Source organism: Streptomyces halobius (assembly GCF_023277745.1).
Lineage (GTDB): Bacteria > Actinomycetota > Actinomycetes > Streptomycetales > Streptomycetaceae > Streptomyces > Streptomyces halobius.
On the sequence record NZ_CP086322.1, the window covers coordinates 7,873,031 to 7,898,937 of the forward strand.

The following is a 25,907-nucleotide window of genomic DNA, read 5'->3' on the forward strand; positions in this document are numbered from 1 at the left end:
GGCGCGGTGGGGCGACCGGCGTGGCCGCCGGGGCCGACGTGGCCAGGTCCCGTCGGCCGGGTTCCCGTCGGGCTGGTTCCCACCGGGCCGGATTCCGTCGGGCCGCGAAGCCCGCGGGCTTCGCGGCCGTGGTCCGCGGATGCTGCGGGGCACCCCGGCGGCCGTCCCGCCGGCGGCCCCTTGGCGGATCGCACACACGGCTCGCGCTGTGGTCGGACAATCGCATGAGTCCTGGTCAGGGCCCGTATCCTGAAGGTATGCGATTCCTGAACCCGAAGAACGGCGCCCTCGAAGAGAGTTCTTCGGTGCCCTACGACCTGACGTACGACGATGTGTTCATGGTGCCCAGCCGCTCCGCGGTGGGCTCCCGGCAGGGCGTGGATCTGTCCTCGCACGACGGCAGCGGCACCACCATTCCCCTCGTGGTCGCCAACATGACGGCGATCGCCGGGCGCCGCATGGCCGAGACCGTCGCCCGCCGTGGCGGCCTGGTCGTCATTCCGCAGGACATCCCGCTCGACGTCGTCACCGATGTCGTGACCTGGGTCAAGCGCCGGCATCTGGTCCTGGACACGCCGATCGTGCTGTCCCCGGTCTCGACCGTCGCGGACGCCCTCTCGCTGCTGCCCAAGCGGGCGCACGGCGCGGGCATCGTCGTCGAGAGCGGCCGCCCGGTCGGTGTCGTCACCGAGCACGATCTCGCGGGCGTGGACCGCTTCACCCAGGTGTCCGAGGTCATGTCCAAGGATCTGCTGGTCCTGAACGCGGACATCGACCCCCGGGAGGCCTTCAACCGCCTCGACGCCGCCAACCGCAAGCTGGCGCCCGCGGTCGACGCGGACGGCATGCTGGTCGGCGTCCTGACCCGTAAGGGCGCGCTCCGCGCCACCCTCTACACCCCCGCCACCGACGCCCACGGCCGGCTGCGGATCGCGGCCGCCGTCGGGATCAACGGCGATGTGGCCGGCAGGGCCAAGGCGCTGCTGGACGCCGGTGTGGACGCCCTCGTCGTGGACACCGCGCACGGCCACCAGGAGTCCATGATCAGCGCGGTCCAGGCCGTCCGGGCGCTGGACCCGCAGGTCCCGATCGTGGCGGGCAATGTCGTCGCCGCCGAGGGCGTACGCGACCTCATCGAGGCCGGTGCGGACATCATCAAGGTCGGCGTCGGACCGGGCGCCATGTGCACCACCCGGATGATGACCGGGGTCGGCCGTCCGCAGTTCTCCGCGGTGCTGGAGTGCGCCGCCGAGGCCAGGAGGTTCGGCAAGCACGTCTGGGCCGACGGCGGTGTCCGGCACCCCCGCGATGTCGCGATGGCGCTGGCCGCGGGCGCGTCCAACGTCATGATCGGCTCGTGGTTCGCCGGCACGCTGGAGTCGCCGGGCGACCTCCAGCACACCGCGGACGGGCGCCCGTACAAGGAGAGCTTCGGCATGGCCTCCGCGCGCGCCGTGCGCAACCGTACGAGCGACGAGTCGGCCTACGACCGGGCCCGCAAGGGGCTCTTCGAGGAGGGCATCTCCACCTCGCGGATGTTCATCGACCAGGCGCGCCCCGGCGTCGAGGACCTGATCGACTCGATCATCGCGGGTGTGCGCAGCTCGTGCACCTACGCGGGCGCGGGCTCGCTGGAGGAGTTCGCCGAGAAGGCCGTCGTCGGTGTGCAGAGCGCCGCCGGTTACGCCGAGGGCAAGCCGCTGCACGACAGCTGGCACTGAGGCGCCGGAGCCGCCCCCGGCTCCGTCCACGCCGCTGACCGGCCCCGCACCGAATCGGTGCGGGGCCGGTCGCGTATGCGGCAGCGGCGGTGTCCACCCCTTGGGACACCGCGCCGGCGACGGCACGATCGGTCGTCCGAGTGCAACGAACCACCGCCTGCCGCGCCGGTGCGCAACGATCAGCTGTGGTTGCGCAAGGAACCCGCATTACGGCAGGTCAGGGACGGGCCGTAGGGTCATGCGCTAGTACGTGGAGTGGCGGCGACCGCCTGCTCGGCGGTCGCCTGCTGTGGGTTGTGTGAAGTGTGCTGCCCATGTGCCGATCGCCGCGGTCGCCCGTCATACGACCGGCAGCGATGAAGGAGCCCACCCCAGTGTTGGATCATGGCGCAGCCCCACCCGCAGGGGACACCAGGCCGCCCGCCCCCGGAGGCCCCGGTTCCCGGCTGATGCGCCGTAAGCCGGTCGAGCGGCTGGTGGCCGAGGGCGGCCAGGGTGCGGGCGGTATGCTCCGCCGCTCGATGGGCGTATGGCAGCTGACCATGATCAGCATCGGTGCGACGCTCGGCACCGGCATCTTCGTGGTGCTCGGCGAGGCGGTGCCGGAGGCGGGGCCCGCGGTCATCATCTCGTTCGTCCTCGCGGGCATCACCGCCCTGTTCTCCGCGCTGTCGTACGCGGAGCTGGCCGGCTCCATCCCGGTCTCCGGCTCGTCCTACTCGTACACCTACGCCACCCTCGGCGAGCTGGTCGCCTGGGTCTGCGGATGGTGTCTGATCCTGGAGTACGGCGTCTCGGTCGCGGCCGTCGCCGTCGGCTGGGGTGAGTATCTGAACGAATTCCTCGGCGGCACCCTCGGGTTCACCATCCCCGACGCGCTGTCCCAGCCGCCCGGTGACGGCGGCATCTTCAATTTCCCGGCCCTGCTGGTCGTGATGCTGGCGATGGTGTTCCTGCTGGGCGGCGCCAGGGAGAGCGCCCGCGCCAACACCATCATGGTGGTCGTCAAGATCGCTGCGCTGCTGCTGTTCTGCGGAGTGGCCGTGCAGGGCGTGCGGTCGGGGAACTACGCCAACTTCATGCCGCTGGGCATCGCGGGCGTCAGCGGTGCCGGCGCGACCCTGTTCTTCTCCTACATCGGCTTCGACGCGGCCTCCACGGCCGGTGAGGAGGCCAAGAACCCGCAGCGCGACCTGCCACGCGCGATCATGCTCTCGCTGGTGATCGTCACCGCGCTGTACTGCCTGGTCGCGGCCATCGCCGTGGGCGCGATGCCCTGGCAGAGGTTCGACGGCACGGAGGCCGCGCTGGCCGGGATCATGAAGGACGTCACGGGCCAGGGATTCTGGGCCGTGCTGCTCGCCTTCGGTGCGGTCATCGCCATCGCCAGCGTCGTGCTGACCGTGCTCTACGGCCAGACCCGTATCCTCTTCGCGATGTCCCGGGACGGGCTGGTGCCGAAGACGTTCTCCAAGGTGCACCCGAAGAGCGGAGTGCCGCGCGTCAACACCGTGATCGTCTCGCTGTTCTGCGCGGTGCTGGCCGCGGTGGTGCCGCTCGGCAAGCTGGCCGACGCCACCAGTATCGGCACCCTCTTCGCCTTCGCACTGGTCAATGTGGCGGTGATCGTGCTGCGCCGCACCCGGCCGGAGATGCCGCGCTCCTTCCGCACACCGCTCTCCCCGCTGTTCCCGGCGATCGGCTTTCTGCTCTGCGTCTACATGATGGGCAGCCTCGACCTCGTGACCTGGGTGGTCTTCGGTGTCTGGATGGCCATCGGCCTTGTGGTCTACTTCGGATACGGCATGCGCCGATCCCGATTGGCCTCAGCAGAGAAGTGATCCACCCGCAGTGCGACTGAACGATCTCGACGAACGCATCGTCCACGCCCTCGCCGAGGACGCCCGCCGCAGCTATGCGGACATCGGCCAGGAAGTCGGTCTGTCCGCACCGGCCGTCAAACGCCGGGTGGACCGGCTGCGGGCCGACGGCGCCATCACCGGCTTCACCGTACGGGTCGATCCGGCGGCGCTCGGCTGGGAGACCGAGGGGTTCATCGAGCTCTACTGCAGCCGGAACACCTCGCCCGAGGCGATCCACCGCGGTCTGTCGCGCTACCCGGAAGTGGCGTCCGCCTCCACCGTCACCGGTGAGGCGGACGCCATCGTCCAGGTCTTCGCCTCGGACATGCGGCATTTCGAGCGGGTGCTGGAGCGGATAGCGGGCGAGCCGTTCGTCGAGCGGACGAAGTCCGTGCTGGTGCTCTCGCCACTGCTGCGGCGGTTCGGGTCGGGGGCGCCGCGTTAGGGCCTGATCCACCGGACATCCCCGGGGTGCGTTCATGAGCCGAGTCCGGGGGGAAGCCGGGGCGGGGTGCCCCGCGTCCCTGCGATGCGCAGCGGCGAGGTGGCGATCCGCCTGCCGTCCGGGGGCCCGACCAGCTCGTCATCGGAGTGTCCCGCCGAGATGAAGACGCCCTCGGAACCGTCCGCCAGGACATGGGTGCTCAGCTGGGCGCCGCGGGCGATCAGGGCCGAAGCGCGGCGGCTGGTGGAGGCTGCGCACGGTGTGCCCGCCCCGTCCGCCCCTGCCGAACCGGCCCGGCTGGCCCGGGTGTTCACCGTCAACGCCAACGATCTCCTGGTCACAGCCGTCGGCCCGCGCCTCGTCGCCCGTGCCGCACGGGAGACGCCAATGCGGTTCACCGCCGCCCCCCTCGGCTGGAACGCGGAGGTTCGCCCGGCATTCCGGACGCTTCTCACTGTGCCGTCGGCACCCCCGCCCGCACATCACGCCGCGATTTGGCATGCTGTAGCTGCGCCGTCACACCACGGGTCGATGCCGTGACGATCACGGCGGCCGCCCCGCCCCCGGCCGACCTGCACGGACGCCGGGCGCAACGAATCGCCGCCGAGTCCCTTGAACGCGCAATGAATCCTCCGCGGGCACGCAACGGTGGCGCCTTGTCCGGGATCGGCGGCGGCCCGTACCGTCAATGCGTCCCGCCCGAACCGTTCCGCCGAGGGGTCCCATGTCGTCGCTGCGCACCGCCCTGCTCCAGAGTTCAGGACGGCCCGGCGACGTGGAATACAACCTGAAGGTGCTGGCCTGGGCCGCCGGGGACGCGGCCGGGTCCGGCGCCGGGCTGCTGGTCTGCCCCGAGCTGTTCCTCACCGGTTATGCGATCGGCTCAGGCGTCAGCGAACTCGCGGAACCGGCCGACGGCGAGAGCGCGGACGAGGTGGCCCGGATCGCCGTCGAGCACGGCATCGCGATCCTCTATGGATACCCGGAGCGTGCCCGGCAGGAAGAGAGCGCTTCGGACGGCGGCAGCGCCGCGGACGGCGGCAGCGCCGCGGACGGCGGCAGCGCCGCGGACGGCGGCAGCGCCGCGGACGGCGGCAGCGCCGCGGACGGCGGCAGCGCCGCGGACGGCGGCAGCGCCGCGAACGCCGAGAGCACCACGTACGACGAGACCACCGCCACCACCCCCGTCTACAACTCCGCGCAGCTCATCGGCCCCGACGGCGCCCGCCTCGCGAACTACCGCAAGACGCATCTCTTCGGCTGCTTCGAGCGCGAGTGGTTCACGCCCGGCGACATCCCCGTCGTGCAGGCCCTGCTGGACGGCGTCCGCATCGGCATCATGATCTGCTACGACGTCGAATTCCCCGAGAACGTCCGGGCGCACGCCCTGGCCGGTACCGATCTGCTGCTGGTGCCCACCGCGCAGATGCACCCCTTCCAGTTCGTCGCCGAGTCCGTCATCCCGGTGCGCGCCTTCGAAAACCAGATGTATGTCGCGTACGTCAACCGGGTCGGTGCGGAGGGCGAGTTCGAGTTCGTCGGTCTCAGCTGTCTGGCGGGCCCGGACGGTGTGGTACGCACCCGCGCCGGCCGCGCCGAGCAGATGGTGACGGCCGATGTCGACGCCGCCTTCCTGAAGGAGTCACGGGCGGACAACCCGTATCTGCACGACCGACGGGCGGAACTGTACGGCTCGCTGATGTGATCTGATCCGCCCCCGCCTTCCGGCCACCCGCCCGTCCGCTCCGCCCCGTGACTCACCCCTGCCTGCGCTGCCCCCGCCTCTCCTGATCCCCCCTGCCCTGCCCCGCCCCGTTCTGCCCTGCTCTGCCCGCAAGGAGTCGTACCCGATGACGTCCACGGTGCCCACCGCCGCCGCCCACCACGAGGATGTCCAGCCGCCGATCACCATGTTCGGCCCGGACTTCCCGTACGCCTACGACGACTTCCTCGCCCACCCGGCGGGCCTCGGCCAGGTCCCCGCGGTCGAGCACGGCAAGGAGGTCGCGGTCATCGGCGGCGGACTCTCCGGCATCATCACCGCCTACGAGCTGATGAAGATGGGCCTCAAGCCCGTCGTCTACGAGGCGGACCGGATAGGCGGCCGGCTGCGCACCGTCGGCTTCGAGGGCTGCGACCCTTCCCTGACCGCCGAGATGGGCGCGATGCGCTTCCCGCCCAGCTCCACCGCCCTCCAGCACTACATCGACCTGGTGGGCCTGAAGACCAAGCCGTTCCCCAACCCGCTGGCGCCCGACACCCCTTCGACCGTCGTCGACCTCAAGGGAGAGTCGCACTACGCCCGCACCGTGGACGACCTCCCCGAGGTCTACCACCAGGTCATGGATGCCTGGAACGCCTGCCTCGAAGAGGGCGCGGACTTCTCCGACATGAACCGGGCGATCCGCGAGCGCGACGTACCGCGGATCCGTGAGATCTGGTCCCGCCTGGTCGAGAAGCTCGACAACCAGACCTTCTACGGGTACCTCTGCGACTCGACCGCGTTCCGCTCCTTCCGCCACCGGGAGGTCTTCGGGCAGGTCGGCTTCGGCACCGGCGGCTGGGACACCGACTTCCCCAACTCCATCCTGGAGATCCTCCGCGTCGTCTACACCGAGGCCGACGACCACCACCGCGGCATCATCGGCGGCAGCCAGCAGCTTCCGCTGCGCCTCTGGGAGCGCGAGCCGGAGAAGATCGTCCACTGGGCGCCGGGCACTTCGCTCGCCTCGCTGCACGACGGCGCCCCGCGTCCGGCCGTCACCCGGCTCCACCGGACGGCCGGCAACCGGATCACCGTCACGGACGCCGACGGCGATATCCGCACCTATGAGGCGGCCGTCTTCACCGCGCAGTCCTGGATGCTGCTGTCGAAGATCGCCTGTGACGACTCGCTGTTCCCCATCGACCACTGGACGGCGATCGAGCGCACCCACTACATGGAGTCCTCCAAGCTCTTCGTGCCGGTGGACCGGCCGTTCTGGCTGGACACCGACGAGGAGACCGGCCGGGACGTGATGAGCATGACGCTCACCGACCGGATGACCCGCGGTACGTATCTGCTCGACAACGGACCGGACGAGCCGGCCGTCATCTGCCTCTCGTACACCTGGTGCGACGACAGCCTCAAGTGGCTGCCACTGAACGCCAACGAGCGGATGGAGGTCATGCTGAAGTCGCTGTCGGAGATCTATCCGAAGGTCGACATCCGCAAGCACATCATCGGCAACCCGGTCACCGTGTCCTGGGAGAACGAGCCCTATTTCATGGGCGCGTTCAAGGCCAATCTGCCCGGTCACTACCGCTACCAGCGCCGGCTGTTCACCCACTTCGTGCAGGACCGGCTGCCCGAGGACAAGCGCGGCATCTTCCTCGCCGGCGACGACATCTCGTGGACGGCGGGCTGGGCCGAGGGGGCCGTGCAGACCGCGCTGAACGCCGTATGGGGTGTGATGCACCACTTCGGCGGGAGTACGGACGCCACCAACCCGGGCCCCGGTGATGTGTACGACGAGATCGCGCCGGTCGAGCTCCCGGAGGACTGACGGGGAGGGCCGGCGGAGCGGCGGGCCCGTTGGCGGAGGCTGCCGACGGGCCCCGCCCGCCGTGCGTCAGTGCCGACGGGCCCCGCTTCCGCCATGCGGCGCGCCGGCGGGCACCGCCTGCCCCGCCGTGCGTCATGCCTGCGGCCCCGCCTGCCCCCCGTGCGTCAGTTCAGCGGGGTGAGCAGGCACCGTCCGACCAGGCCCACCCCCGCGTCCAGCCGCTCGGTGAACTCCTCGACCACCTCCGGCAGCCGACGCACGCCCCACAGCATCCGGGCCGCGGCCCAGGCGCCGTCCCTGGCCCTCTCCAGGCTCCAGGAACCGGCGAGATGGGTGAGCGGATCGGCGATGTCCAGCACGTCCGGGCCGGGCATCAGACTCTCCCTGATCCGCTCCTCAAGGCCCGTCAGGACGTCCCCGACGCGGTCGAAATCCCCTTCCAGGGACGGCGGTTCACAGTCCAGGGCCCGGCAGGTGTCCACCACCGCGAGCGTCAGGTCGTGCCCGATGTGCGCATTGATACCGGCCAGCGCGAACTGCAGCGGACGGATGCCCGGATGGCGGCGCAGCTGGAAGAGCGGCCGCCAGCAGGCCGGCGGCCGCAGCCCCGCGGCCGCGGCGTCCACCGCGCCGAAGTAGCGCCGCGCGAACCGGATGTCCAGCTCGCCGGCGGCCGTCGGATCGTGGAAGGCACCGTCACCGATGCGCCGCGCCACTGTCTCGGTGACGCTCAGATAGACCCGGTTGAAGACGGCCACCCCGTCGTCGGCGTCCAGAGCGGCGTCCAGCGCCCGCATCCTCGCCAGCACCCCCGCCACACCCGTGACCGTCGCGGGCTCCGCGCCACCGGCGGGCGCTGCCTCCGACTCCCCGGTCCGGTCCTGTCCGCCGTGCCCGTCGTGCTGCTGAATCGTGGTCATTCGCTCAGCGTGGCATCCGGTCCGCGTATATCGACGGCTGTTGTCCGGCGATGACCGGATCGGGGTAATGAACGGCGCGCCTGTTGTGGCTATTCGGTGGAGCCGTGGAGAGCGGCAACGGCTTGAGAAACGCATAATTTCGGCGCGGCGAGGACAGTTGCCTGGGAACAGCCGGGTTCAACACGGTGCCGAATTCCGGGGGTTGACGCACGTTGCCGTATGGTGACGTATGTCGCGCGTGTCCTGGCGACGTGCGGTGATGTACGGCGACGTGCGTCAAGGTGTTCCGGATAGTGGCCCGCGGAAATCCGTCGCAATGGTCGAAGAAATACCGGTCGGCTCTTCTCCGGGGCACCCGTCGTTTCGTCGTACGACGCGGTTCCCTCGGCCAAGAGCGGAGGCTGCGTCTTGAGATGCGCGGGGGCCGGCGCGCGCGGCACGTGGTAGCCGGAGAGCACCACTTTTCGTGCCCAGCGCGATCCTGCTCGGCTCGAAGTTGTCGCTGATCCGCGGGCTGACGCCGCCGATTCCGATGATGACGCCCGCGGCCACCGGCACGAGATTCAGCGGATTTTGCAGATCCACCTTGTTGTGCACCTGGATCTGGGCACCGTGCAGGCCGATCCTGCCGTACAGGATGACGGTGATGCCGCCGCGCCGCCATGACCGGCAGGGCGCCGACGACGGCCGGCACGCCGCCCGCCCGTACCGTCCGCACCGCGCCGAAGCGGGCCACCACCTTGTCACCGGCCAGCCGGGCGGCCGCCATCGTGCAGGCGAAGGCGGTGGTCGTGGCGGCCGCCAGGCCCGCTCCGGTACCCAGGACGTCCCGGAGACAGACCGCCGACCAGTCCAGCCCGGCGCCCTCCGCGAAGATCGCGCAGAACCCGACCGCGCCGATGAGCAGGGCTTCGGCGGCAGTGCGAAGCGTGGCGGCGGGTGTTCCTCGGGCGCGCCGCGCAGATCGAGTACGCCCTGGCAGGCGAGCGCGCCCAGAGCAGTCAGGGCCAGGGCGGCGCCGCCCAGATGGAGCCGGGCGTCCGTTCCGCGACCGGCTGGTGAGGGCCGACAGCAACTGCTCTGAACCAAGGGCGGGTTGGGTGCGGGAAGGTGGGAACAGGCTGGATCTGGATTTCGACACACGCCGGATCTGGATCCCGACCGCCGCGCACGGGCATCGCCCGCCCCGGACGCCCCGTCACCCCCGCGCCTCCCCCGGGATCCGCTCCGCCAGGAACTCGGCATAGGTCCGCGTCCCGTCGGCGTGCTCGGGCGTGAGATTCTCGCCCCGCCGGAACGCCGCAAACGACGGGCCCGGCAGCCACAGCGGCAGCAGCAGCCGGCGCCGCCCGCCGGCCTTCAGGGTGGCCCGTGCGAGATCCCCGAAGTCCAGCACCTCCGGCCCGCCCATGTCCGGGACCCGGCCGGCCGGCTCGCCGACCGCCAATTCGGCCAGCCGGTCGGCCACTTCACGCACATCGACCGGCTGCGCCCGTACGCCCGGCAGCACCGGCAGCACCGGAGAGCGGGCGCCGGCCTTGATCACACGGAGCACCAGATCGTGGAACTGCGTGGTCCGCAGTACTGTCCAGCCCAGCCCCGACTCCTCGATCGCCCCCTCCACCGCGAGCTTGGCGCGGTAGTAGCGCAGCGGGATCCGGTCCACGCCGACGATCGAGATATAGACGAGATGCGGGACATGCGCCGCCTTCGCCGCCGCGATGAGCCGGCCGGCCGCGTCCGTGTCGCCTCCGGTCGGCGTCGTGGCACAGTGCACGATCGCGTCCACGCCGGCGACCGCCGCGTCGAGCCCGGTGCCGTCGCGCAGATCGACCGCGTACACCCGCAGCCGGGGCCGCTCGGTGCCGGTGTGCGGGCGCCGGCTCAGTGACCGGACGTCATGGCCGGCGTCGAGCAGCCGGTCGATCAGGGGCCGCCCGAGTGTGCCCGTACCGCCGGTCACCAGAATTGTCGCCATCACGGATCAGTCCTTGGGGGAGAGAAGGGGAGTGCTCTTGTGCGGTTGTTCGGTGCGGGGTTCTTGGTGTGTAGTGCTTCGTCGGGGTGGGTGCTCGTGGGGGCAATCGAGGTGGGTGGGTCCCGTCCTGCGTCCGTCGTGCGTCCTTTCGTTATGACGAAGCACGCGTCCCGGCTGTGACACCCCCGACGCGCCGGGGGCTGTGAGGCAGCCCACAGGCTTCGCTCGCATGGGCGACGACCGGACATGGCAGACTGAAGCCGTACTGACATAAGAGCAGCAGCGCACTCCGGGGTCGGTGTAATTCCGAACCGGCGGTAACAGTCCGCGACCCGTCCGCAGCCAGCGGCCGGTTGAGCAGGTGAAATTCCTGCACCGACGGTGAAAGTCCGGATGGGAGGCAGTGCGCGGCGGGCGAGCTTCGGTACACCGCCGTCGGCGGCGCGTCCGGTCGTTCCCGGGCGGCCCGTTTTCCGGTCGCGGTGTTCCCGTGGCTCCGTTTCCGCTTCTGTCGTTCAGACAGCCCCGGAGTCCGTGCCCTGAGAGGCAGGAGGACCCGGTGGCCACCCCAGCCCCCGATGAGACCGCGGCGATGCGCCGGGCCATTGAGCTGGCCGCGCGCGGCCTCGGGCACACCAGCCCGAACCCCGTGGTCGGCTGTGTCGTCCTGGACTCCGCAGGCCGTACCGTCGGCGAGGGCTGGCACCGGCGCGCCGGCGGGCCGCACGCCGAGATCCACGCCCTGCGCGCGGCCGGCGAGCGGGCCCGGGGCGGCACCGCCGTCGTCTCGCTGGAACCCTGCAACCACACCGGCCGCACCGGCCCCTGCGCCCGGGCGCTGATCGACGCCGGGATCGCCCGCGTCGTCTACGCCGTCCCCGACCCCACCCCTTCCGCCACCGGCGGCGCGGTGACCCTGGCCGAGGCCGGGGTCGATGTCGAGGGCGGGCTGCTGGCCGACGAGGCCGCCGCGGGCAACGAAGCCTGGCTGACCTCCGTCCTGCGCCGCCGCCCCTTCGTGCTGTGGAAGTACGCCGCCAGCCTCGACGGCCGGATCGCCGCCGCGGACGGCACCAGCCGCTGGATCTCGTCACCCGAGTCGCGCGCCGATGTGCACCGGCTCCGGGCCGCCGCGGACGCCGTCATCGTCGGCTCCGGCACCGCCCGCGCCGACGACCCGCAGCTCGGTGCCCGGATCGGCGGACTCTCGGACGACGAGATCAGCCAGCCGCTGCGGGTCGTCGTCGACACCGGCGCCACCGCCGTCAAGGCCGGCGCCCGGGTCCTGGACGGCACCGCGCCCGTCCTCATCGCCGTCGCCGAGGACGCCGACACCAGCCACCTCGACGGGCTCGCCCCCCTCGTCCGGCTGCCGCGCGCCGCCATCGGGCCCGGCCTGCACATCCCCGCACTGCTCCAGGTCCTCCACGAGCGCGAGGTGCGCTCCCTACTGCTCGAAGGCGGGCCCACGCTCGCCGGGGCCTTCCTCGCCGCCGGCGCCGTCGACAAGGTCGTCGGCTATCTCGCGCCGGTGCTGCTCGGCGCCGGCCCGGCCGCCCTCGGCGACGCCGGGATCGGCACCATCGCCGAGGCCTTGCGGCTCGATGTGACCGACACCGCGCGGCTCGGCCCCGATCTGCGCATCACCGCCACTCCCATTCGCCACGCCCTCCCCGAGGAGAAGTGAAGTGTTCACCGGAATCGTCGAAGAACTGGGTGAGGTCGTCGCCGTCGAGGACCTCGGCGACAGCCCCCCCGCTCACGCTGGAGGTACCCCCACCCGGTTCCGACTGCGGGGCCCCCTCGTCACCGAAGACGCCAAGCACGGAGACTCGATCGCCGTCAACGGTGTCTGTCTGACCGTCGTGGACACCGCCGAGGGTGAATTCACCGCGGATGTGATGGCCGAGACGCTCCGGCGCTCCAGCCTCGGTGCGCTGGCCGCCGGGTCGCGGGTCAACCTGGAGCGCCCGATGGCGCTGGGCGGCCGGCTCGGCGGGCACCTCGTCCAGGGCCATGTCGACGGCACCGGCACGATCACGGAGCGGACACCCGGCGAACACTGGGAGATCGTCAAGGTCGCCCTGCCCCCGCATCTCGCCCGTTACGTCGTCGAGAAGGGCTCCATCACCGTCGACGGTGTCAGCCTCACGGTCGTCGACGCCGCGGACGACTACTTCACCATCAGCCTCATCCCCACCACCCTCGACCTGACCACGCTGGGCATCAAGAAGGCCGGCGACCCGGTCAACCTCGAGGTCGATGTGCTCGCCAAGTACGTCGAGCGGCTGCTGGGCCGGGGCGCAGACGACCGCGACGACATCGAGGCGGCCAAGGAGACGGCCCGGTGAGCGCTCTCGACTGGCTGAACGGCGAGGCGGTCACGGCCTTCGGACAGCACGTCATCTGGTCCGACATGATCGGCAACACCATCGGCCTGGCCGCCCTGGCCCTCGGCTGGCGGCGCTCCATCTGGACCTGGCCCGCCCAGTTCCTCTCCGGCGTCATCCTCGTCGCCGCCTACGCCTCCGCCCACCTCAGCGGTGGCGTCGGCAAACAGCTGCTGGTCATCGGCGTGGCGGTGTGGGGCTGGCGGCAGTGGCAGCGCGGCCGTCGGCAGGCGCAGGACGGCTCGATAGCCGTCCGCTTCGCGAGCTGGCGGGAGCGCGGCCTGCTGCTGGGGGCCACGGCCCTCGGCACCGCCGCCGTCGGCACCCTCTTCACCCTGGTCCCGAAGCTGTCCTGGAACCCCTGGCCGGACGCCTACATCTTCGTCGGCACGCTCGCCGCGATGGTCGCCCAAGCGCGCGGTCTGGTCGAGTTCTGGTTCGCCTGGCTGCTGGTCGATCTGGTCGGCGTCCCGCTCGCCTTCAGCAGCGGGCTCGCCTTCTCCGGCCTCGTCTACGTCGTCTATCTCGCCCTCGTCGTGTGGGGCATGCGCGACTGGTGGCTGCGCTCGCGCCGCGTGGGCCGCCCCGTCCTGGAAGGAGCACTCTCGTGAGCGACGCACGCGCGGCCGTCGGGCCGCGGACAGTTGGGGGTACCGCCCAGGCCCTTGAGGCACTGGGAGAGAAAGCAGCACCTCTGCGCCGAGCGGGCGGAGATGGGGGCGCCCCCGGGCGAAGCCTGGGGGAGAACAAAGGGGCAGGCGCATGACCGCACTGCAGAGCTGGTACGACGCGGAGAGCACCGAGGACCTCACGCTCGACCCCGTCGAGCAGGCCGTCGCCGAGATCGCCGCGGGCCGCCCCGTCGTCGTGGTGGACGACGAGAACCGCGAGAACGAGGGCGACCTCGTCATCGCGGCGGAGATGGCCACCCCCGAGATCGTCGCGTTCATGATGAGCGAGTGCCGGGGGCTGATCTGCGCGCCCATGGAGGGCCCGGAGCTGGACCGGCTCGAACTTCCGCAGATGGTCGAGAACAACACCGAGTCGATGCGGACCGCCTTCACGGTCTCCGTCGACGCCACCGCCGCGCACGGCGTCAGCACCGGCATCTCCGCCGCCGACCGCGCCACCACGCTCCGGCTGCTCGCCTCCGGCGCGTCCGTCCCCGGCGACTTCGTGCGCCCCGGCCATATCTTCCCGCTGCGTGCCAGGCCCGGCGGTGTGCTGGTCCGCAACGGCCACACCGAGGCCGGTGTCGACCTCGCCCGGCTCGCCGGACTGCGGCCGGCCGCCGCCATCGTGGAGATCGCCGGCGAGGACGGCACCATGCTGCGGCTGCCCGAGCTGGTGCCGTTCGCCCGTAAGCACGGCCTGACGATCATCTCCATCGAGGATCTGATCGCCCACCGGCAGCGGTCCGCCCCCACCGTCCGCCGCGAGGCCGAGACCCGGCTGCCCACCGCACACGGCGAGTTCACCGCGTACGGTTACCGCTCCACCGCCGACGGCGTCGAGCACATCGCACTGGTCTCCGGCGACCTCGGCGACGGCGAGGACGTCCTGGTCCGGGTCCACTCCGAGTGCCTGACCGGCGATATCTTCCACTCGCTGCGCTGCGACTGCGGCCCCCAGCTGGAGGCGTCGCTGGAGCGGATCACCGAGGCCGGCCGTGGCGTGGTGATCTACCTGCGCGGCCACGAAGGACGCGGTATCGGCCTGCTGTCCAAGCTGCGCGCCTACGAACTCCAGGAACGCGGCCGCGACACCCTCGACGCCAACCTGGAGCTGGGGCTGCCCGCCGACTCCCGCGACTACGCCGCGGGCGCGCAGATGCTGCGGGACCTCGGCGTGCGCTCGCTGCGCCTGATGACCAACAACCCTGATAAGACCGCCGCCCTGGTGCGGTACGGCCTGCAGGTCACCGGCCGTGAGCCGATGCCCGTCCAGGCCGGCGAACACAACCTCCGGTATCTGCGCACCAAGCGGGACCGGATGGGACACGACCTGCCCTGGCTGGACGGCGACCGCGCGTCCGCCTGCGACCACCAGTAGCCGGTATGCAGAGTCGGCACAGCACCGTCAACCATCACCTGTACGTCAACCATCACCTGTACGAGGAGAACCGTGAGCGGCAAGGGCGCACCCGAACTGACCGTGAAGAACTGTGGCGACCTGCGGGTGGCCGTGATCGCCGCGCAGTGGCACGAGAAGGTGATGGACGGCCTGGTGGACGGCGCGCTGCGCGCCCTCGCCGAGCTCGGCATCGACGAGCCGACGCTGCTTCGGGTGCCCGGTACCTTCGAGCTGCCGGTCCTCGCCAAGGTCCTGGCCGGCCGCGGCTATGACGCGGTCGTCGCCCTGGGCGTGGTGATCAGGGGCGGCACCCCGCACTTCGACTATGTCTGCCAGGGCGTCACCCAGGGCCTGACCCAGGTCGCGGTGGACACCGGCGTACCGGTCGGCTTCGGCGTACTGACCTGCGACACCGAGGAGCAGGCCGTGGACCGTGCGGGCCTGGAGGGCTCCGCCGAGGACAAGGGCCACGAAGCGGTCACCGCCGCGATCGCCACCGCCGCCACCCTGCGGACGGTGTCCGAGCCCTGGCGCTAGGCGCCCGCCCGTCGCCCGCCGCCACCCTTCAGCCGAGGCGCTGCGCGCCGCTGCAACTCAACCGCGTAGGGTAGTCACCATCATGTCCAAGAAGACGTTCGAGGAGCTGTTCTCCGAGCTCCAGCAGAAGGCCGCCACCGGCGACCCGGCCACCTCCCGCACCGCCGAGCTGGTGCAGGCCGGTGTCCATACGATCGGCAAGAAGGTCGTCGAAGAGGCCGCCGAGGTCTGGATGGCCGCGGAGTACGAGTCCCACGAGGCCGCCGCGGAGGAGATCTCCCAGCTTCTCTACCACCTTCAGGTGATGATGGTCGCCAAGGGGATCTCCCTCGACGACGTCTACGCCCACCTCTGATCCCGCCTCCCGGCACTCTCACCCCAACACTCTTCGGCCGTAAAGGAATTCGCTCTCATGCTGCGCATCGCTGTCCCCAACAAGGGTTCACTGTCCGAGCCTGCGTCGGCGATGCTCCATGAGGCCGGCTACCGCCAGCGCAAGGACCGCAGGGAACTGGTCCTCGTCGACGCCGAGAACGAGGTCGAGTTCTTCTTCCTGCGCCCCCGCGACATCGCGGTCTACGTCGGCTCCGGCAAGCTCGACATCGGGATCACCGGCCGTGACCTGCTGCTGGACTCCGGAGCCGACGCCGAGGAGATCCTGCAGCTCGGCTTCGCCGACTCGACGTTCCGCTACGCGACCCGCCCGGGCACCGCGAAGGACGTCACCGAGTTCGGCGGCATGACGGTCGCCACCTCGTTCGCCGGCCTGGTCACCCAGCACCTCGCCGACAACGGCGTGGACGCCTCCGTCGTGCACCTCGACGGCGCCGTGGAGACCGCCATCCAGCTCGGCGTCGCCGAGATCATCGCGGATGTCGTGGAGACCGGCACCACCCTGCGCAACGCGGGCCTGGAGACCATCGGCGACCCGATCCTCCGGTCCGAGGCCGTGGTCGTCCGCGGTACCGGCGCCCCGGACGACGACCCGAAGGTGCGCCAGTTCCTGCGCCGTATGCAGGGCGTCCTGGTGGCCCGCCGCTACGTGATGATGGACTACGACATCCGTGTGGAGCACGTCGAGAAGGCCGTCGCGCTCACCCCGGGCCTGGAGTCGCCGACCGTCTCCCCGCTGCACCACGAAGGCTGGGTCGCGGTCCGCTCGATGGTTCCGTCCAAGGACGCCCAGCGCATCATGGACGAGCTCTACGACCTCGGCGCCCGCGCGATCCTGACCACCGGCATCCACGCCTGCCGGCTCTGACCGGCCACCACCCACCCCTACGTACGACGGAAGACCACGACGTGTCCGCGGCACCCCAGCCCCCTGTGACCGGCCTCCCGGTGACGTTCCGGCCGACCCGCACCCGGGTCGTCCTCCTCACCGTCGGCATCGCCCAGCTCGCCGTCCTCACGGCGATCGCGCTGGCACTGCCGAAGCTGAGCGGCGGCGAGCGGATCAGCTTCGCGCTCACCGGAGTGCTGGTGCTGGCCGTCCTCCTGCTGCTGAGCCGCCCCAAGGTGGTCGCGCGGCAAGAGGGCGTCACGGTCGTCAATCTCACCGCCAAGCGCGAACTCGCCTGGGCACAGATCATCCGTGTCAATCTCCGGGCCGGCGACCCCTGGGTCCATCTCGACCTGGCCGACGGCACCAGCCTCCCCGCGATGGGCATCCAGCCCGGCATCGGCAGGGAGCAGGCCCTCCGGGACGCCCGCGCGCTGCGTGACCTCGCCGAGAAACACGGTGCCGTCGAACACACGGCCCGGTGAGCCTGCCCTAATCCCGTTCCCGCTGACTACCCTGTTCCCCGGAGCGCGCCGAGCGCCCGGCCCCTCAGTGGGACAACTGCGACCCGAGGAGTGACTCCCTCCGGCAATGGACGGATCGTCCTGTAGTACCTGCGCCGCCCCTCCGCATACGATGGGGGCGGCGGCATGACCGGCCCCCTGATCCTGCTTGCGGCGGCATTTGTCCTGATTCTGGCCAACGGCTTCTTCGTGGCCGCGGAGTTCGGACTCGTCACCGTCGAAAAGGCGGACGCCGAACGGGCCGCGGCCGACGGCGACCGCCGCGCCCGCACCGTCGTCTCCGCGCTGCGTGAACTCTCCTTCCAGCTCTCCGGCACGCAACTCGGCATCACGATCACCTCCTTGGTGGTCGGTATGCTCGCCGAGCCCGCGCTGGCCCAGCTGCTCTCCGGCCCGCTGCTCGCCGTCGGCCTCCCCAAGGGAGCGGTCCCCGGCGTCGCCGTCGCGATAGGCATGCTGTTGGCCTCCGCCGTCCAGATGGTCATCGGCGAGCTGGTGCCCAAGAACTGGGCGGTCTCCAAGCCGCTGCAGGTCGCACGGTTCGTCGCCGGCCCGCAGCACGCCTTCTCCCGGTTCTTCCGCCCGGTGATCACCCTGCTGAACACCGTCGCCAACCGCCTCGTCCGCTTCCTGGGCGTGGAGCCGACCGATGAGCTGGCCTCCGCCCGCACCCCCGGCGAGCTGGTCTCGCTCGCCCGCCACTCCGCGCAGGCCGGCGCGATCGAGCAGAACACCGCGGACCTCTTCGTCCGCACCCTCTCGCTCGGCGGCCTGACCACGGAGAACGTCATGACGCCCCGCGTACGGGTCAGTGCCCTGCAGGCGTCCGCGACCGCCGAGGACGTCGTCAACCTCACCCGCGCCACCGGACTCTCCCGCTTTCCTGTCTACCGCACCCGGATCGACGAGATCGTCGGTATGGTCCACCTCAAGGACGCGCTGGCCGTCCCGGCGCACGAGCGGCTGCGCACCCCGGCCGGCCGGATCGCCATGCCGCCGCTCCTGGTCCCCGAGACGCTGCCCGTCCAGCCGCTGCTGGAGCGGCTCCGCAGCGAACAGCCGATAGCGGTCGTCGTCGACGAATACGGCGGCACCGCCGGTGTGGTCACCCTGGAGGACATCGTCGAGGAACTCGTCGGCGAGGTCCGCGACGAGCACGACGGGGTGGACCTGCCCGAACTGGGCCAGGCCCCGGCCGAGGACGGCCGCCCCGCCTGGGACGCCGACGGCGGCTGCCGGGTGGACACCCTGCGGCGGATCGGCCTGGCGGCCCCCGACGGCCCGTACGAGACGGTGGCGGGACTGGTGGCCCACATACTCGGCAGGATCCCGGCCCCCGGTGACACCGCCGAACTCGACGGCTGGCGGCTGCGGGTGCGGCTGGTGTCCCACCACCGCGCCGAGCGGATAAGGATCGTCCGGACGGTGGCCGCCGGGGCGGCGATCCCGGTCCCTCCCGAAGCGCCCCGCGAACCCATCGTGGCCGGTGCGGAGGTGGCCCGGTGACCCTGGCCCAGCTCCTGTTCGCCATCCTCCTCGTGCTCGCCAACGGCTTCTTCGTGGGTGCCGAGTTCGCCCTGGTCTCGGTGCGCCGCAGCCAGATCGAACCACTGGCGACGGAAGGCTCCAAACGGGCCCGGCAGGTCCTGCACGGTCTGCAGAACCTGCCGCAGATGATGGCCGCCGCCCAGTTCGGCATCACCGTCTGCTCGTTGACGCTCGGCGCGGTCGCCGAACCGACCGTCGCCCACCTCCTGGAGCCGGTCTTCCACGCGGTGCACCTCCCCGGGGCGCTGATCCATCCCCTCGGGTATGTCATAGCCCTCGCCGTGGTGGTCTTCCTCCACCTCGTCATCGGCGAAATGGTCCCCAAGAACCTCGCGATGGCGGCCCCCGAGAAGACCGCCCTGTGGTTCAGCCCCACCCTGGTCGCCTTCGCGCGGCTGTGCCGTCCCGTCACCGCGCTGCTCGGCGCCTGCGCCCACGGCGTGCTCCGGCTCTTCCGCGTCGAGCCCAAGGACGAGGTGGCGGCGGTCTTCACCAGCGAGCAGCTCACCCATCTCGTCGAGGACGCCGGCCAGGCGGGCCTGCTCGCCCCGGCCGAACAGGAGCGGCTGTCCGACGCGCTGGAGCTCGGCAGCCGGCCCGTCACCGATGTCCTCCTCGACCCGGCGGGACTGGTCACCATCGATCCGACGGTGACGCCCCGCCAGGTGGAAGAGTTGACCGTACGGACCGGCTACTCCCGTTTCCCGGTCTGCACGGCCGGCGGCGCCTATATGGGCTATCTGCACGTCAAGGACGTCCTGGACCTGGAGGAGCGGGACCGCGCGGTGCCACAGCGGGTGTGGCACCCGATGGCGACGCTCCGCGCCGAGCTGCCCCTGGACGACGCCCTGACGGCGATGCGCCGGGCCGCCTCCCATCTGGCGGCGGTCGCCGACGCGACCGGGCGGGTGCTGGGCCTGGTGGCGCTGGAGGACGTACTGGAGATGCTGGTGGGCGAGGTCCGCGACCCCGCCCACCGCACCAGGCCGGCCGGCCGCCGCGGACGGGCGCTGGCGGCGGACCACCTCACCGAACCGAGAGGAGAACTACCGGCGGAGGACCGGGCGCTGGCTTAGGGGAACGTCGCCGGGGCGTTGTCAGGGGCGTGCTTAACGCTTCGTGCTTACGGGTGTGCCCCCTCTGGGAACACCGCGCCGGGCCCCGCCGCGTTGGGGCCTGCAAGGGGCCCCTCCGCCCCCTGGGGGATCTGTTCGACCACCCCTAGGGGAAGCGCCGCCCACCCCATAGGGCAGCATTCTCCACCTCTTAGGGGGAGCACCCCCGTCCTCCGCTCCCGTCCTAAAGATCCAGCCCCTTGGGCGGCGGCCCCTGCGGGTCCGGCCCGCGGCCGGAGAGGACCTCGCCGTACGCCTGCATCAGATCGGGCAGCCGAAGCGTGGCGAGATCGTCGCGGGTCGGGGTGCCGCGCCAGGTGGACAGTCGCAGATCCCGGTAGGCGCAGCTCTTCTCGTACAGGGTGCGCAGGAAACGACCGTTGCCGAGTTCGTCGATCCACCCCTGTTCGACGACATGGCCGCTGATGCTGCACAGCTCGTCGCGGGCCTCCTCGTCCCAGCGGTCGCCGTTCTCGGCGGCCAGCACCTCACCGATCGCGGTCAGCTCCAGCGGCCGGTAGCTGGGGAAGTCGACGCGGGTGGTGAAGCGGGAGGACAGGCCGGGGTTGGCGGCCAGCAGCCGGTCCATGCCCTCCGGATAACCGGCCAGGATGACGACCAGCCGGTCGCGGTTGTCCTCGGCGCGCTTGAGCAGCACCTGAAGGGCCTCGTCGCCGTACGCGTCGCCCTTGCTGTAGCCGGAGTTGGACAGGCTGTACGCCTCGTCGACGAACAGCACCCCGCCCAGCGCCGAGTCGATCAGCTCATTCGCCTTGACCGCGGTCTGGCCGAGGAACTCGCCCACCAGATCGGCCCGTTGGGCCTCCACGAGATGGTCGCCGCCGAGCAGTCCCAGGGCGTAGAAGACCCGCCCGAGTATGCGGGCCACGGTCGTCTTGCCGGTGCCCGACGGCCCGGAGAAGACGAAGTGCCGCTTGGGCGGCTGCACCGGCAGGCCCTGGCTCGCGCGCAGCCGTGCCATCCGCAGCTGCGCGGACAGCGCCCGTACCTGCCGTTTGACCGGCTCCATGCCGACCATCCGCTCCAGCTCCGCCAGCGCCTTCTCCAGCAGCACCGGATCGGAGGGCCCGGCGGGCAGCCGCTCGGCGCCGCGCGGGCCCGGTGCGGCGGTCTTGCGCCGGGCCGTGGTGCCGGCCCCGGCCGCCGTACCGTCCACCTCGCCGCCCGGGTCGCCGTGCGGCCCGTCGGGATCGCCGGTCGCCAGCAGCTCACGGCCGTCGACCGGGTCGAGCGGGGCGAGCGGATCCAGATCGCCGCCGGCCTCCTGGCCGAAGCCGGAGGCGGAGACCGTCGCCAGATCGGCGCCCTCGTCCAGGCCGTCCCCCTCGGCGATGGCGGCGAGCCGGGCGGCGGTGTCCATGAACGCCGGGTCGACGCGGTGCACCGCGCGGTAGAGGGGCAGCGCCGCGGCGCTGCGCCCGGTGCCCTCGTGGGCGCGGGCGAGCCAGTAGCGCAGCTCCTTGCGCTGCGGCTGCTCGCTGCGGCAGCGCATCAGCGCCGCGGACAGCAGCGGCTCGGCCTGCCCGTACATCTCCAGCCGCACCCGGGCCATCCCGCCGAACAGCCCGGCCTCGATGCCCAGGACCGGGTCGCCCAGCAGTGGCTCGGTGTGCCGTACGAGCTGATCCCAGTCCTTGACGAGATAGGCGCGGCAGGCGTGCAGAAAACGGACCTGCGGATCGGTGTCCACCGGCGGGCAGCCGGCCAACGCCTGGTCCAGCTCGGCGACATGGCGGCCGTCCAGCCAGTGGGAGGCGTGTGCGAGCAGCAGATCGCGGCCGGTCTCCAGTACCGGCTGCACCCACCAGCCGAGCCAGTACCAGGAGTTGAGGGTGCGCCGGTGGCGGCTGCGCTGCTCACCGAAGCGGTCGCGGTGCCGGTGCATCCGCAGCAGCGCGGTGGAGGTGTCGATGCGCAGTGCGTGCAGTCCGAGCCAGGCGTCGGCCATCGCCGGATCGAGTCGTACCGCGGCCCGGAACTCCTCCTCGGCCTGCGGGTAGGCGCCCACGGTGTAGGCGTCGACCGCGCGCAGCCAGGCGAGTTCGGCCGGGGCGGGCGAGCCTTGTGTGCCGAATTCCATCCCGTCCCCCCACAAAACGTCCCCCCGTGGTGTGCCGCCGGACGCGTGCCGGGCCGTGGCCTCCCGAACCGGCGGACGGCGGACGGGAGTTGGCCGCCGTCGCGCACCTCGGTCGGTGTCCTCCGGTGGCACGGACTCGCATCGTACCTGCGGAAACGGTACGGGCCGAAGAGGGCCGTACGGGGGAGATGACGAGGGCGGGTGAGGGCGGGACGCGGACGGGAGGGTGCGGGGGAGGGGGACGGCGCGAGGCCGGGACGCCGGGAAACGGCCGGGAAGCCTCAGCTGGACGGCGCGAAGAATGCGGTGACCCAGGGTGAGGGAAGGGCGGCGCGGGACGCGGCGGAAGGGGCGAATCGCACAGAACGAAGCCCCCGATCACGGGGGAACAACCGGGGGCTTCGCATCTGCGGGCGGTCCGTAGAACCGCACATTGAGAACGTAAGTCCTGTACGCCCCCCAGGTCAAGCCGAGTTGGGACAGTCGGCGGGTCCCTGTCGGCGGGATCCGGCGCGGCGGCCGCGGTCCGCTACGGAGGGTGAGATCCGGGGCGGTTCAGGGTGGCAAAGGAGGCCCCACGTGTACCTCGTATCCCGCCTGTCCCTGGTGCACCAGGAAATCGGCGTACGGGCGGGAAGGGTCCTCCGCGAAGTGCGTCAGCTCCGCCGGGATCCAGCCATCCCAGAAGGCGGAGAGCCCCGGACCATCCCTGAGTTGACCCCTTTCCCATGAGTGCTCGCTCGTCAGTTCCATCCACAGCAGGCACGCCAGATACGGTCGCAGGGACCGGCGGCCCGTACCGACGCCCTCCACCAGCACCACCGGCGCGGGCGGCACGACCCGCTGTTCCGTGAACGCCCGGTGCACCCAGTCATAGACCCCGTACCGCGCGTCCTCGCCCCGGGACAGCGGCTCCAGCACCTGCGCCCGGAACCGGTCGCTCCAGGCGAACAGCTCCTCATGGGTGGCGAGGTCATCGGTGTGCACCACCGGCGCACCGTCGAGGGCGTGCGCCAGCAGTTCGGCGAAGGTGGTCTTGCCGGACCCCGCGTGCCCGTCGATCGCGATCAGCCGCACCGGCCCGCAGGACGGCGGCAGGGCCCGCAACCGGGCGGCGAGCGAGGTCGGATCAGGGGCCATCACACCAGCGTATGACAGTGGTCCACACCAATAATGTGGCGCGACACGGGAATACTGTTGCCGCGAGGCGCGCCGAACCGCTGGCCGAAGGGTGAGCGGAGCGGTGATAGTTGAGCCACGCCCGACCGCCCCGTACCCGCGCACCCGCTGACCCGGCCCGCATCCTCGTACCCGATCGCACGCATCCGACTGGGGGACTCTCACGATGACCAGCTCCGCGCCCCGGCGCACCGTCCTGGCGGCAGCGCTCGCCGTCGCGGCGGGCGCTGCCACCCCCTTGGCGATGGCCGCCGACACCTCCCGCGGGGCTGCCGGGGGCACCGGCGCCCCGCCTGAAAACACCACCCCGGGCGCTTCCGTGCGCCGGTCGAAGAGCTACGTGGACTATCACGCCTGGACCACCGCGACCGACTGGAGCCGGGGCACCGGCAAGGGCACCGCCGTCGTGGACGGCCCGCGCCCCGGTGTCTGCATCGCTCGCCCCGTCGGCACCGTCGACTACCAAGACCCGCACACCCACAAGACCACCACCTGGGAGTACGCCACCTGGACCTCCCCGGTGCACCGGCTGAAGCCCCCCGCCACCGAGGCCGTCGCCTCCTGGAACGCGCACGCCCCGGCCGGCACCTGGATCGCCGTCGAGCTGCGCGGCACCTACAGCGACGGCGGTCGCACTCCGTGGTACGTGATGGGCCGCTGGGCCGCCGGGGACGGGGACATCCGCCGCACCTCGGTCGACGACCAGAAGGACGGCAGGAGCAGCATCTCCACCGACACCCTCGCCGTCGACGACCCGGCGAGCGGCCTGCGCCTGGTCTCGTACCAGCTGCGGCTGACCCTCCACCGCAAGCCGGGCAGCGGGCTCACCCCCACCGTCTGGCGGCTGGGCGCGATGGGCTCGGACGTCCCGGACCGCTTCGAGGTGCCGGCCTCCGAGCCGGGTGTCGGCGCCGGCTGCGAACTGGCCGTCCCCCGCTACTCCCAGGAGATCCACAAGGGCCAGTACCCGGAGTACGACAACGGCGGCGAAGCCTGGTGCAGCCCCACCTCGTCCCAGATGATCATCGAGTACTGGGGCCGCGCGCCCACCCCCGAGGACCTCGCCTGGGTCAACCCCGACTACGCCGACCCACAGGTCTGCCACGCCGCCCGCTTCACCTACGACTACCAGTACGAGGGCTGCGGCAACTGGCCCTTCAACGCCGCCTACGCCGCGACGTACCGGGGCCTCCAGGGCGTGGTCACCCGGCTGAACTCGCTGAGCGAAGCCGAGGCCCTCGTCCACGCCGGGATTCCGCTCATCACCTCCCAGTCCTTCGTGAAGGGGGAGCTGGACGGCGCGGGATACGGCACGCCCGGCCACATCATGACCGTCATCGGCTTCACCGGGAACGGCGACGTCATCGCCAACGATCCGAACTCGCCGACCAATGAGGCGGTCCGGCACGTCTACAAGCGGCGGCAGTTCGAGAACATCTGGCTGCGGACGAAGCGCTACGACGAAAAAGGCCAGGTCACAAGCGGTACGGGGGGCGTCTGCTACCTCTACTTCCCGGTGAAGTCAGCACCAAGTCAGCACCGCGTCCTGCGGGAGCTGGGGATCCTGTAGCGGATCAAGCCGCCAGGCCCACCGACAGCTCCTCTGGCAGGTAGCCCTCGAAGGTCGCCGCCACCACCTGACGGCAGCGCTCGCGGCCGTCCTGGGTGAGGTGACCGTAGCGGTCGACCGTGACCTTGATGGACCGGTGCCCCAGCCACCGGGACACCTCGTGAATGGACACTCCATTCGTCAAGGTCACGGTCGCCCATTTATGCCTCAGGTCATGAGGCTTGTATTCCCTGAGCCCCAGCCGCTTGATGGTCCGATCCCAGGAAGCGCGGACAAGCCCTGGATACGTCATCCCTCCCTGCTGGTTCAGAATGGGGAACCGATCAGCGAAGGCAGCGAAGTATTCCGGTACCGGTACGTCGCGCCATTCACCCTCTTTCCGGTGCTTCAAGGGCGCGTATCGCGCCACGTAGGGTCCGTCCCTACCCCGATACCGGACGACCTGGCGCCGCAGGCGTAGCATGCCGTCCTGAAAATCCTCGGGAAAAACGCCAAGTGATTCGCCGATACGCAGACCGCCGCAAGCCATCAGCCACACAGTAGGTTCCAAGCGCGGTCCGATGGTGTGCGCTATAGCCTTGATCTCTTCGAGACTCGGAAGGCTCCGCTCATCGACCGGAACCACCGAGTTATCAGGCTTCTCCGCTTCCTTGACCGGGTTGTTGGCTATGCGCTTATGGCGCACGGCATGGGAGAATAGCGACGACAGCGCGATGCTGCGTGCGTCGATCGTATTGGGCTTGGCCCCGCCCTTCGCCCACCGAGCGTACAGCTCCTCCACGTCGGCTGCCGTGACCTGAGCGATCGTCTTGCGGCCCAGGTGCGGCAGGACGTGGAGCCGCAGGATGCGCTCGTATGACTCAAGGGTGCCGTCCGACATAACCACCGCATTGAGCCAGTCATCCGCATAGCGGCGCAGGGGCACTTTTCCAGCGGTCGGGTCGACGTATGTGTTCTCGCGTTTGTCGTTCTCAACCTTGGTGGCGAAGTCCACCGCGTCCTTCTTGCGGTCGAATGACTTCTGGCGCTGCTGAGCGCTACGCCCGCCGGGCTCGCGGTAGCGAACAACCCAACGCTTTCCGGGTGCATCAGCGCCCTTGTCCAGGACCGTAGCCAA

At 71.0% G+C, this 25,907-nt stretch carries 22 protein-coding genes, 2 pseudogenes and 1 riboswitch; of the genes and pseudogenes, 16 read left to right on the plus strand and 8 right to left on the minus strand.

Going from position 1 to position 25,907, the window contains the following annotated elements; translation table 11 throughout:
* The first annotated feature begins 257 nt into the window (after window positions 1-257).
* The 3 genes from K9S39_RS35715 (at window position 258) to K9S39_RS35725 (ending at window position 4,028) form a co-directional block, all read left to right on the plus strand.
* Window positions 258-1,721 (plus strand): GuaB1 family IMP dehydrogenase-related protein, encoded by a 1,464-nt coding sequence (locus K9S39_RS35715; protein WP_248867475.1) that lies wholly within the window; start codon window positions 258-260, stop codon window positions 1,719-1,721.
* Window positions 1,722-2,095: 374 nt separating this feature from the next.
* Window positions 2,096-3,562 (plus strand): amino acid permease, encoded by a 1,467-nt coding sequence (locus tag K9S39_RS35720; RefSeq protein WP_248867476.1) that lies wholly within the window; start codon window positions 2,096-2,098, stop codon window positions 3,560-3,562.
* Between the two features lie 10 nt (window positions 3,563-3,572).
* Window positions 3,573-4,028: an Lrp/AsnC family transcriptional regulator gene (locus K9S39_RS35725; protein WP_248867477.1), complete on the plus strand. Its 456-nt coding sequence runs from the start codon at window positions 3,573-3,575 to the stop codon at window positions 4,026-4,028.
* Between the two features lie 32 nt (window positions 4,029-4,060).
* On the opposite strand, the gene K9S39_RS35730 is transcribed toward K9S39_RS35725, so the two are convergent.
* Window positions 4,061-4,348 carry a hypothetical protein gene (locus tag K9S39_RS35730; RefSeq protein ID WP_248867478.1) on the minus strand — a complete coding sequence of 96 codons (288 nt, stop codon included), beginning with the start codon at window positions 4,346-4,348 and terminating at the stop codon, window positions 4,061-4,063.
* 404 nt (window positions 4,349-4,752) lie between these two features.
* Here K9S39_RS35730 and K9S39_RS35735 point away from each other — a divergent pair, with 404 nt between their 5' ends.
* A complete protein-coding gene (locus K9S39_RS35735; protein ID WP_248867479.1) occupies window positions 4,753-5,733 on the plus strand; it encodes a carbon-nitrogen hydrolase family protein in 981 nt (326 codons plus the stop codon).
* A gap of 145 nt (window positions 5,734-5,878) precedes the next feature.
* Window positions 5,879-7,573: a flavin monoamine oxidase family protein gene (locus K9S39_RS35740; RefSeq protein WP_248867480.1), complete on the plus strand. Its 1,695-nt coding sequence runs from the start codon at window positions 5,879-5,881 to the stop codon at window positions 7,571-7,573.
* A 164-nt stretch (window positions 7,574-7,737) separates the two neighbouring features.
* On the opposite strand, the gene K9S39_RS35745 is transcribed toward K9S39_RS35740, so the two are convergent.
* The 4 genes and pseudogenes from K9S39_RS35745 to K9S39_RS35760 all read right to left on the minus strand — a co-directional run bounded on the left by K9S39_RS35745 (window position 7,738) and on the right by K9S39_RS35760 (window position 10,471).
* Complete coding sequence (locus K9S39_RS35745) at window positions 7,738-8,493, minus strand: DUF5995 family protein (protein ID WP_283113147.1); 756 nt, start codon at window positions 8,491-8,493, stop codon at window positions 7,738-7,740.
* A gap of 338 nt (window positions 8,494-8,831) precedes the next feature.
* A pseudogene (locus tag K9S39_RS35750) lies at window positions 8,832-9,147 on the minus strand (nitrate reductase); the annotation flags it as partial.
* A 1-nt stretch (window position 9,148) separates the two neighbouring features.
* Window positions 9,149-9,543 (minus strand): annotated as a pseudogene (locus K9S39_RS35755) (MFS transporter); the annotation flags it as partial.
* A 148-nt stretch (window positions 9,544-9,691) separates the two neighbouring features.
* Complete coding sequence (locus tag K9S39_RS35760) at window positions 9,692-10,471, minus strand: SDR family oxidoreductase (protein ID WP_248867481.1); 780 nt, start codon at window positions 10,469-10,471, stop codon at window positions 9,692-9,694.
* A gap of 280 nt (window positions 10,472-10,751) precedes the next feature.
* Window positions 10,752-10,882, plus strand: a riboswitch (FMN riboswitch).
* Window positions 10,883-11,063: 181 nt separating this feature from the next.
* Here K9S39_RS35760 and ribD point away from each other — a divergent pair.
* The 10 genes from ribD to K9S39_RS35810 all read left to right on the plus strand — a co-directional run bounded on the left by ribD (window position 11,064) and on the right by K9S39_RS35810 (window position 19,901).
* On the plus strand, window positions 11,064-12,158 hold the full coding sequence (ribD, locus tag K9S39_RS35765; RefSeq protein ID WP_248869109.1) for a bifunctional diaminohydroxyphosphoribosylaminopyrimidine deaminase/5-amino-6-(5-phosphoribosylamino)uracil reductase RibD: 1,095 nt from the start codon (window positions 11,064-11,066) through the stop codon (window positions 12,156-12,158).
* A 1-nt stretch (window position 12,159) separates the two neighbouring features.
* On the plus strand, window positions 12,160-12,822 hold the full coding sequence (locus K9S39_RS35770; RefSeq protein WP_248867482.1) for a riboflavin synthase: 663 nt from the start codon (window positions 12,160-12,162) through the stop codon (window positions 12,820-12,822).
* Window positions 12,819-13,472: a nicotinamide mononucleotide transporter family protein gene (locus K9S39_RS35775; RefSeq protein ID WP_248867483.1), complete on the plus strand. Its 654-nt coding sequence runs from the start codon at window positions 12,819-12,821 to the stop codon at window positions 13,470-13,472. Before K9S39_RS35770 ends, K9S39_RS35775 begins: the two co-directional genes overlap by 4 nt.
* 151 nt (window positions 13,473-13,623) lie before the next feature.
* The gene (locus K9S39_RS35780) at window positions 13,624-14,913 is read left to right on the plus strand and encodes a bifunctional 3,4-dihydroxy-2-butanone-4-phosphate synthase/GTP cyclohydrolase II (protein ID WP_248867484.1); all 1,290 of its coding nucleotides are present in this window, start codon (window positions 13,624-13,626) and stop codon (window positions 14,911-14,913) included.
* Between the two features lie 72 nt (window positions 14,914-14,985).
* A complete protein-coding gene (gene ribH / locus K9S39_RS35785) occupies window positions 14,986-15,471 on the plus strand; it encodes a 6,7-dimethyl-8-ribityllumazine synthase (protein ID WP_248867485.1) in 486 nt (161 codons plus the stop codon).
* A gap of 82 nt (window positions 15,472-15,553) precedes the next feature.
* Window positions 15,554-15,826, plus strand: coding sequence for a phosphoribosyl-ATP diphosphatase (locus K9S39_RS35790; protein ID WP_248867486.1), 273 nt, complete (start codon window positions 15,554-15,556; stop codon window positions 15,824-15,826).
* 57 nt (window positions 15,827-15,883) lie between these two features.
* Entirely contained in the window at window positions 15,884-16,732 is an 849-nt protein-coding gene (hisG, locus tag K9S39_RS35795) for an ATP phosphoribosyltransferase (protein ID WP_248867487.1), read from the plus strand.
* A gap of 41 nt (window positions 16,733-16,773) precedes the next feature.
* Window positions 16,774-17,238, plus strand: coding sequence for a PH domain-containing protein (locus K9S39_RS35800; RefSeq protein ID WP_248867488.1), 465 nt, complete (start codon window positions 16,774-16,776; stop codon window positions 17,236-17,238).
* Between the two features lie 165 nt (window positions 17,239-17,403).
* A complete protein-coding gene (locus K9S39_RS35805; protein WP_248867489.1) occupies window positions 17,404-18,783 on the plus strand; it encodes a hemolysin family protein in 1,380 nt (459 codons plus the stop codon).
* Window positions 18,780-19,901, plus strand: coding sequence for a hemolysin family protein (locus K9S39_RS35810; protein ID WP_248867490.1), 1,122 nt, complete (start codon window positions 18,780-18,782; stop codon window positions 19,899-19,901). Before K9S39_RS35805 ends, K9S39_RS35810 begins: the two co-directional genes overlap by 4 nt.
* Window positions 19,902-20,124: 223 nt before the next feature.
* On the opposite strand, the gene K9S39_RS35815 is transcribed toward K9S39_RS35810, so the two are convergent.
* Window positions 20,125-22,041 (minus strand): AAA family ATPase, encoded by a 1,917-nt coding sequence (locus tag K9S39_RS35815; RefSeq protein WP_248867491.1) that lies wholly within the window; start codon window positions 22,039-22,041, stop codon window positions 20,125-20,127.
* A gap of 555 nt (window positions 22,042-22,596) precedes the next feature.
* Complete coding sequence (locus K9S39_RS35820) at window positions 22,597-23,181, minus strand: uridine kinase family protein (protein ID WP_248867492.1); 585 nt, start codon at window positions 23,179-23,181, stop codon at window positions 22,597-22,599.
* A 205-nt stretch (window positions 23,182-23,386) separates the two neighbouring features.
* On the opposite strand from K9S39_RS35820, the gene K9S39_RS35825 reads away from it, so the two are divergent.
* A complete protein-coding gene (locus tag K9S39_RS35825) occupies window positions 23,387-24,790 on the plus strand; it encodes a peptidase C39 family protein (protein ID WP_248867493.1) in 1,404 nt (467 codons plus the stop codon).
* A gap of 4 nt (window positions 24,791-24,794) precedes the next feature.
* Here K9S39_RS35825 and K9S39_RS35830 read toward each other — a convergent pair whose 3' ends face one another.
* Window positions 24,795-25,907: a tyrosine-type recombinase/integrase gene (locus K9S39_RS35830; RefSeq protein ID WP_248867494.1), complete on the minus strand. Its 1,113-nt coding sequence runs from the start codon at window positions 25,905-25,907 to the stop codon at window positions 24,795-24,797.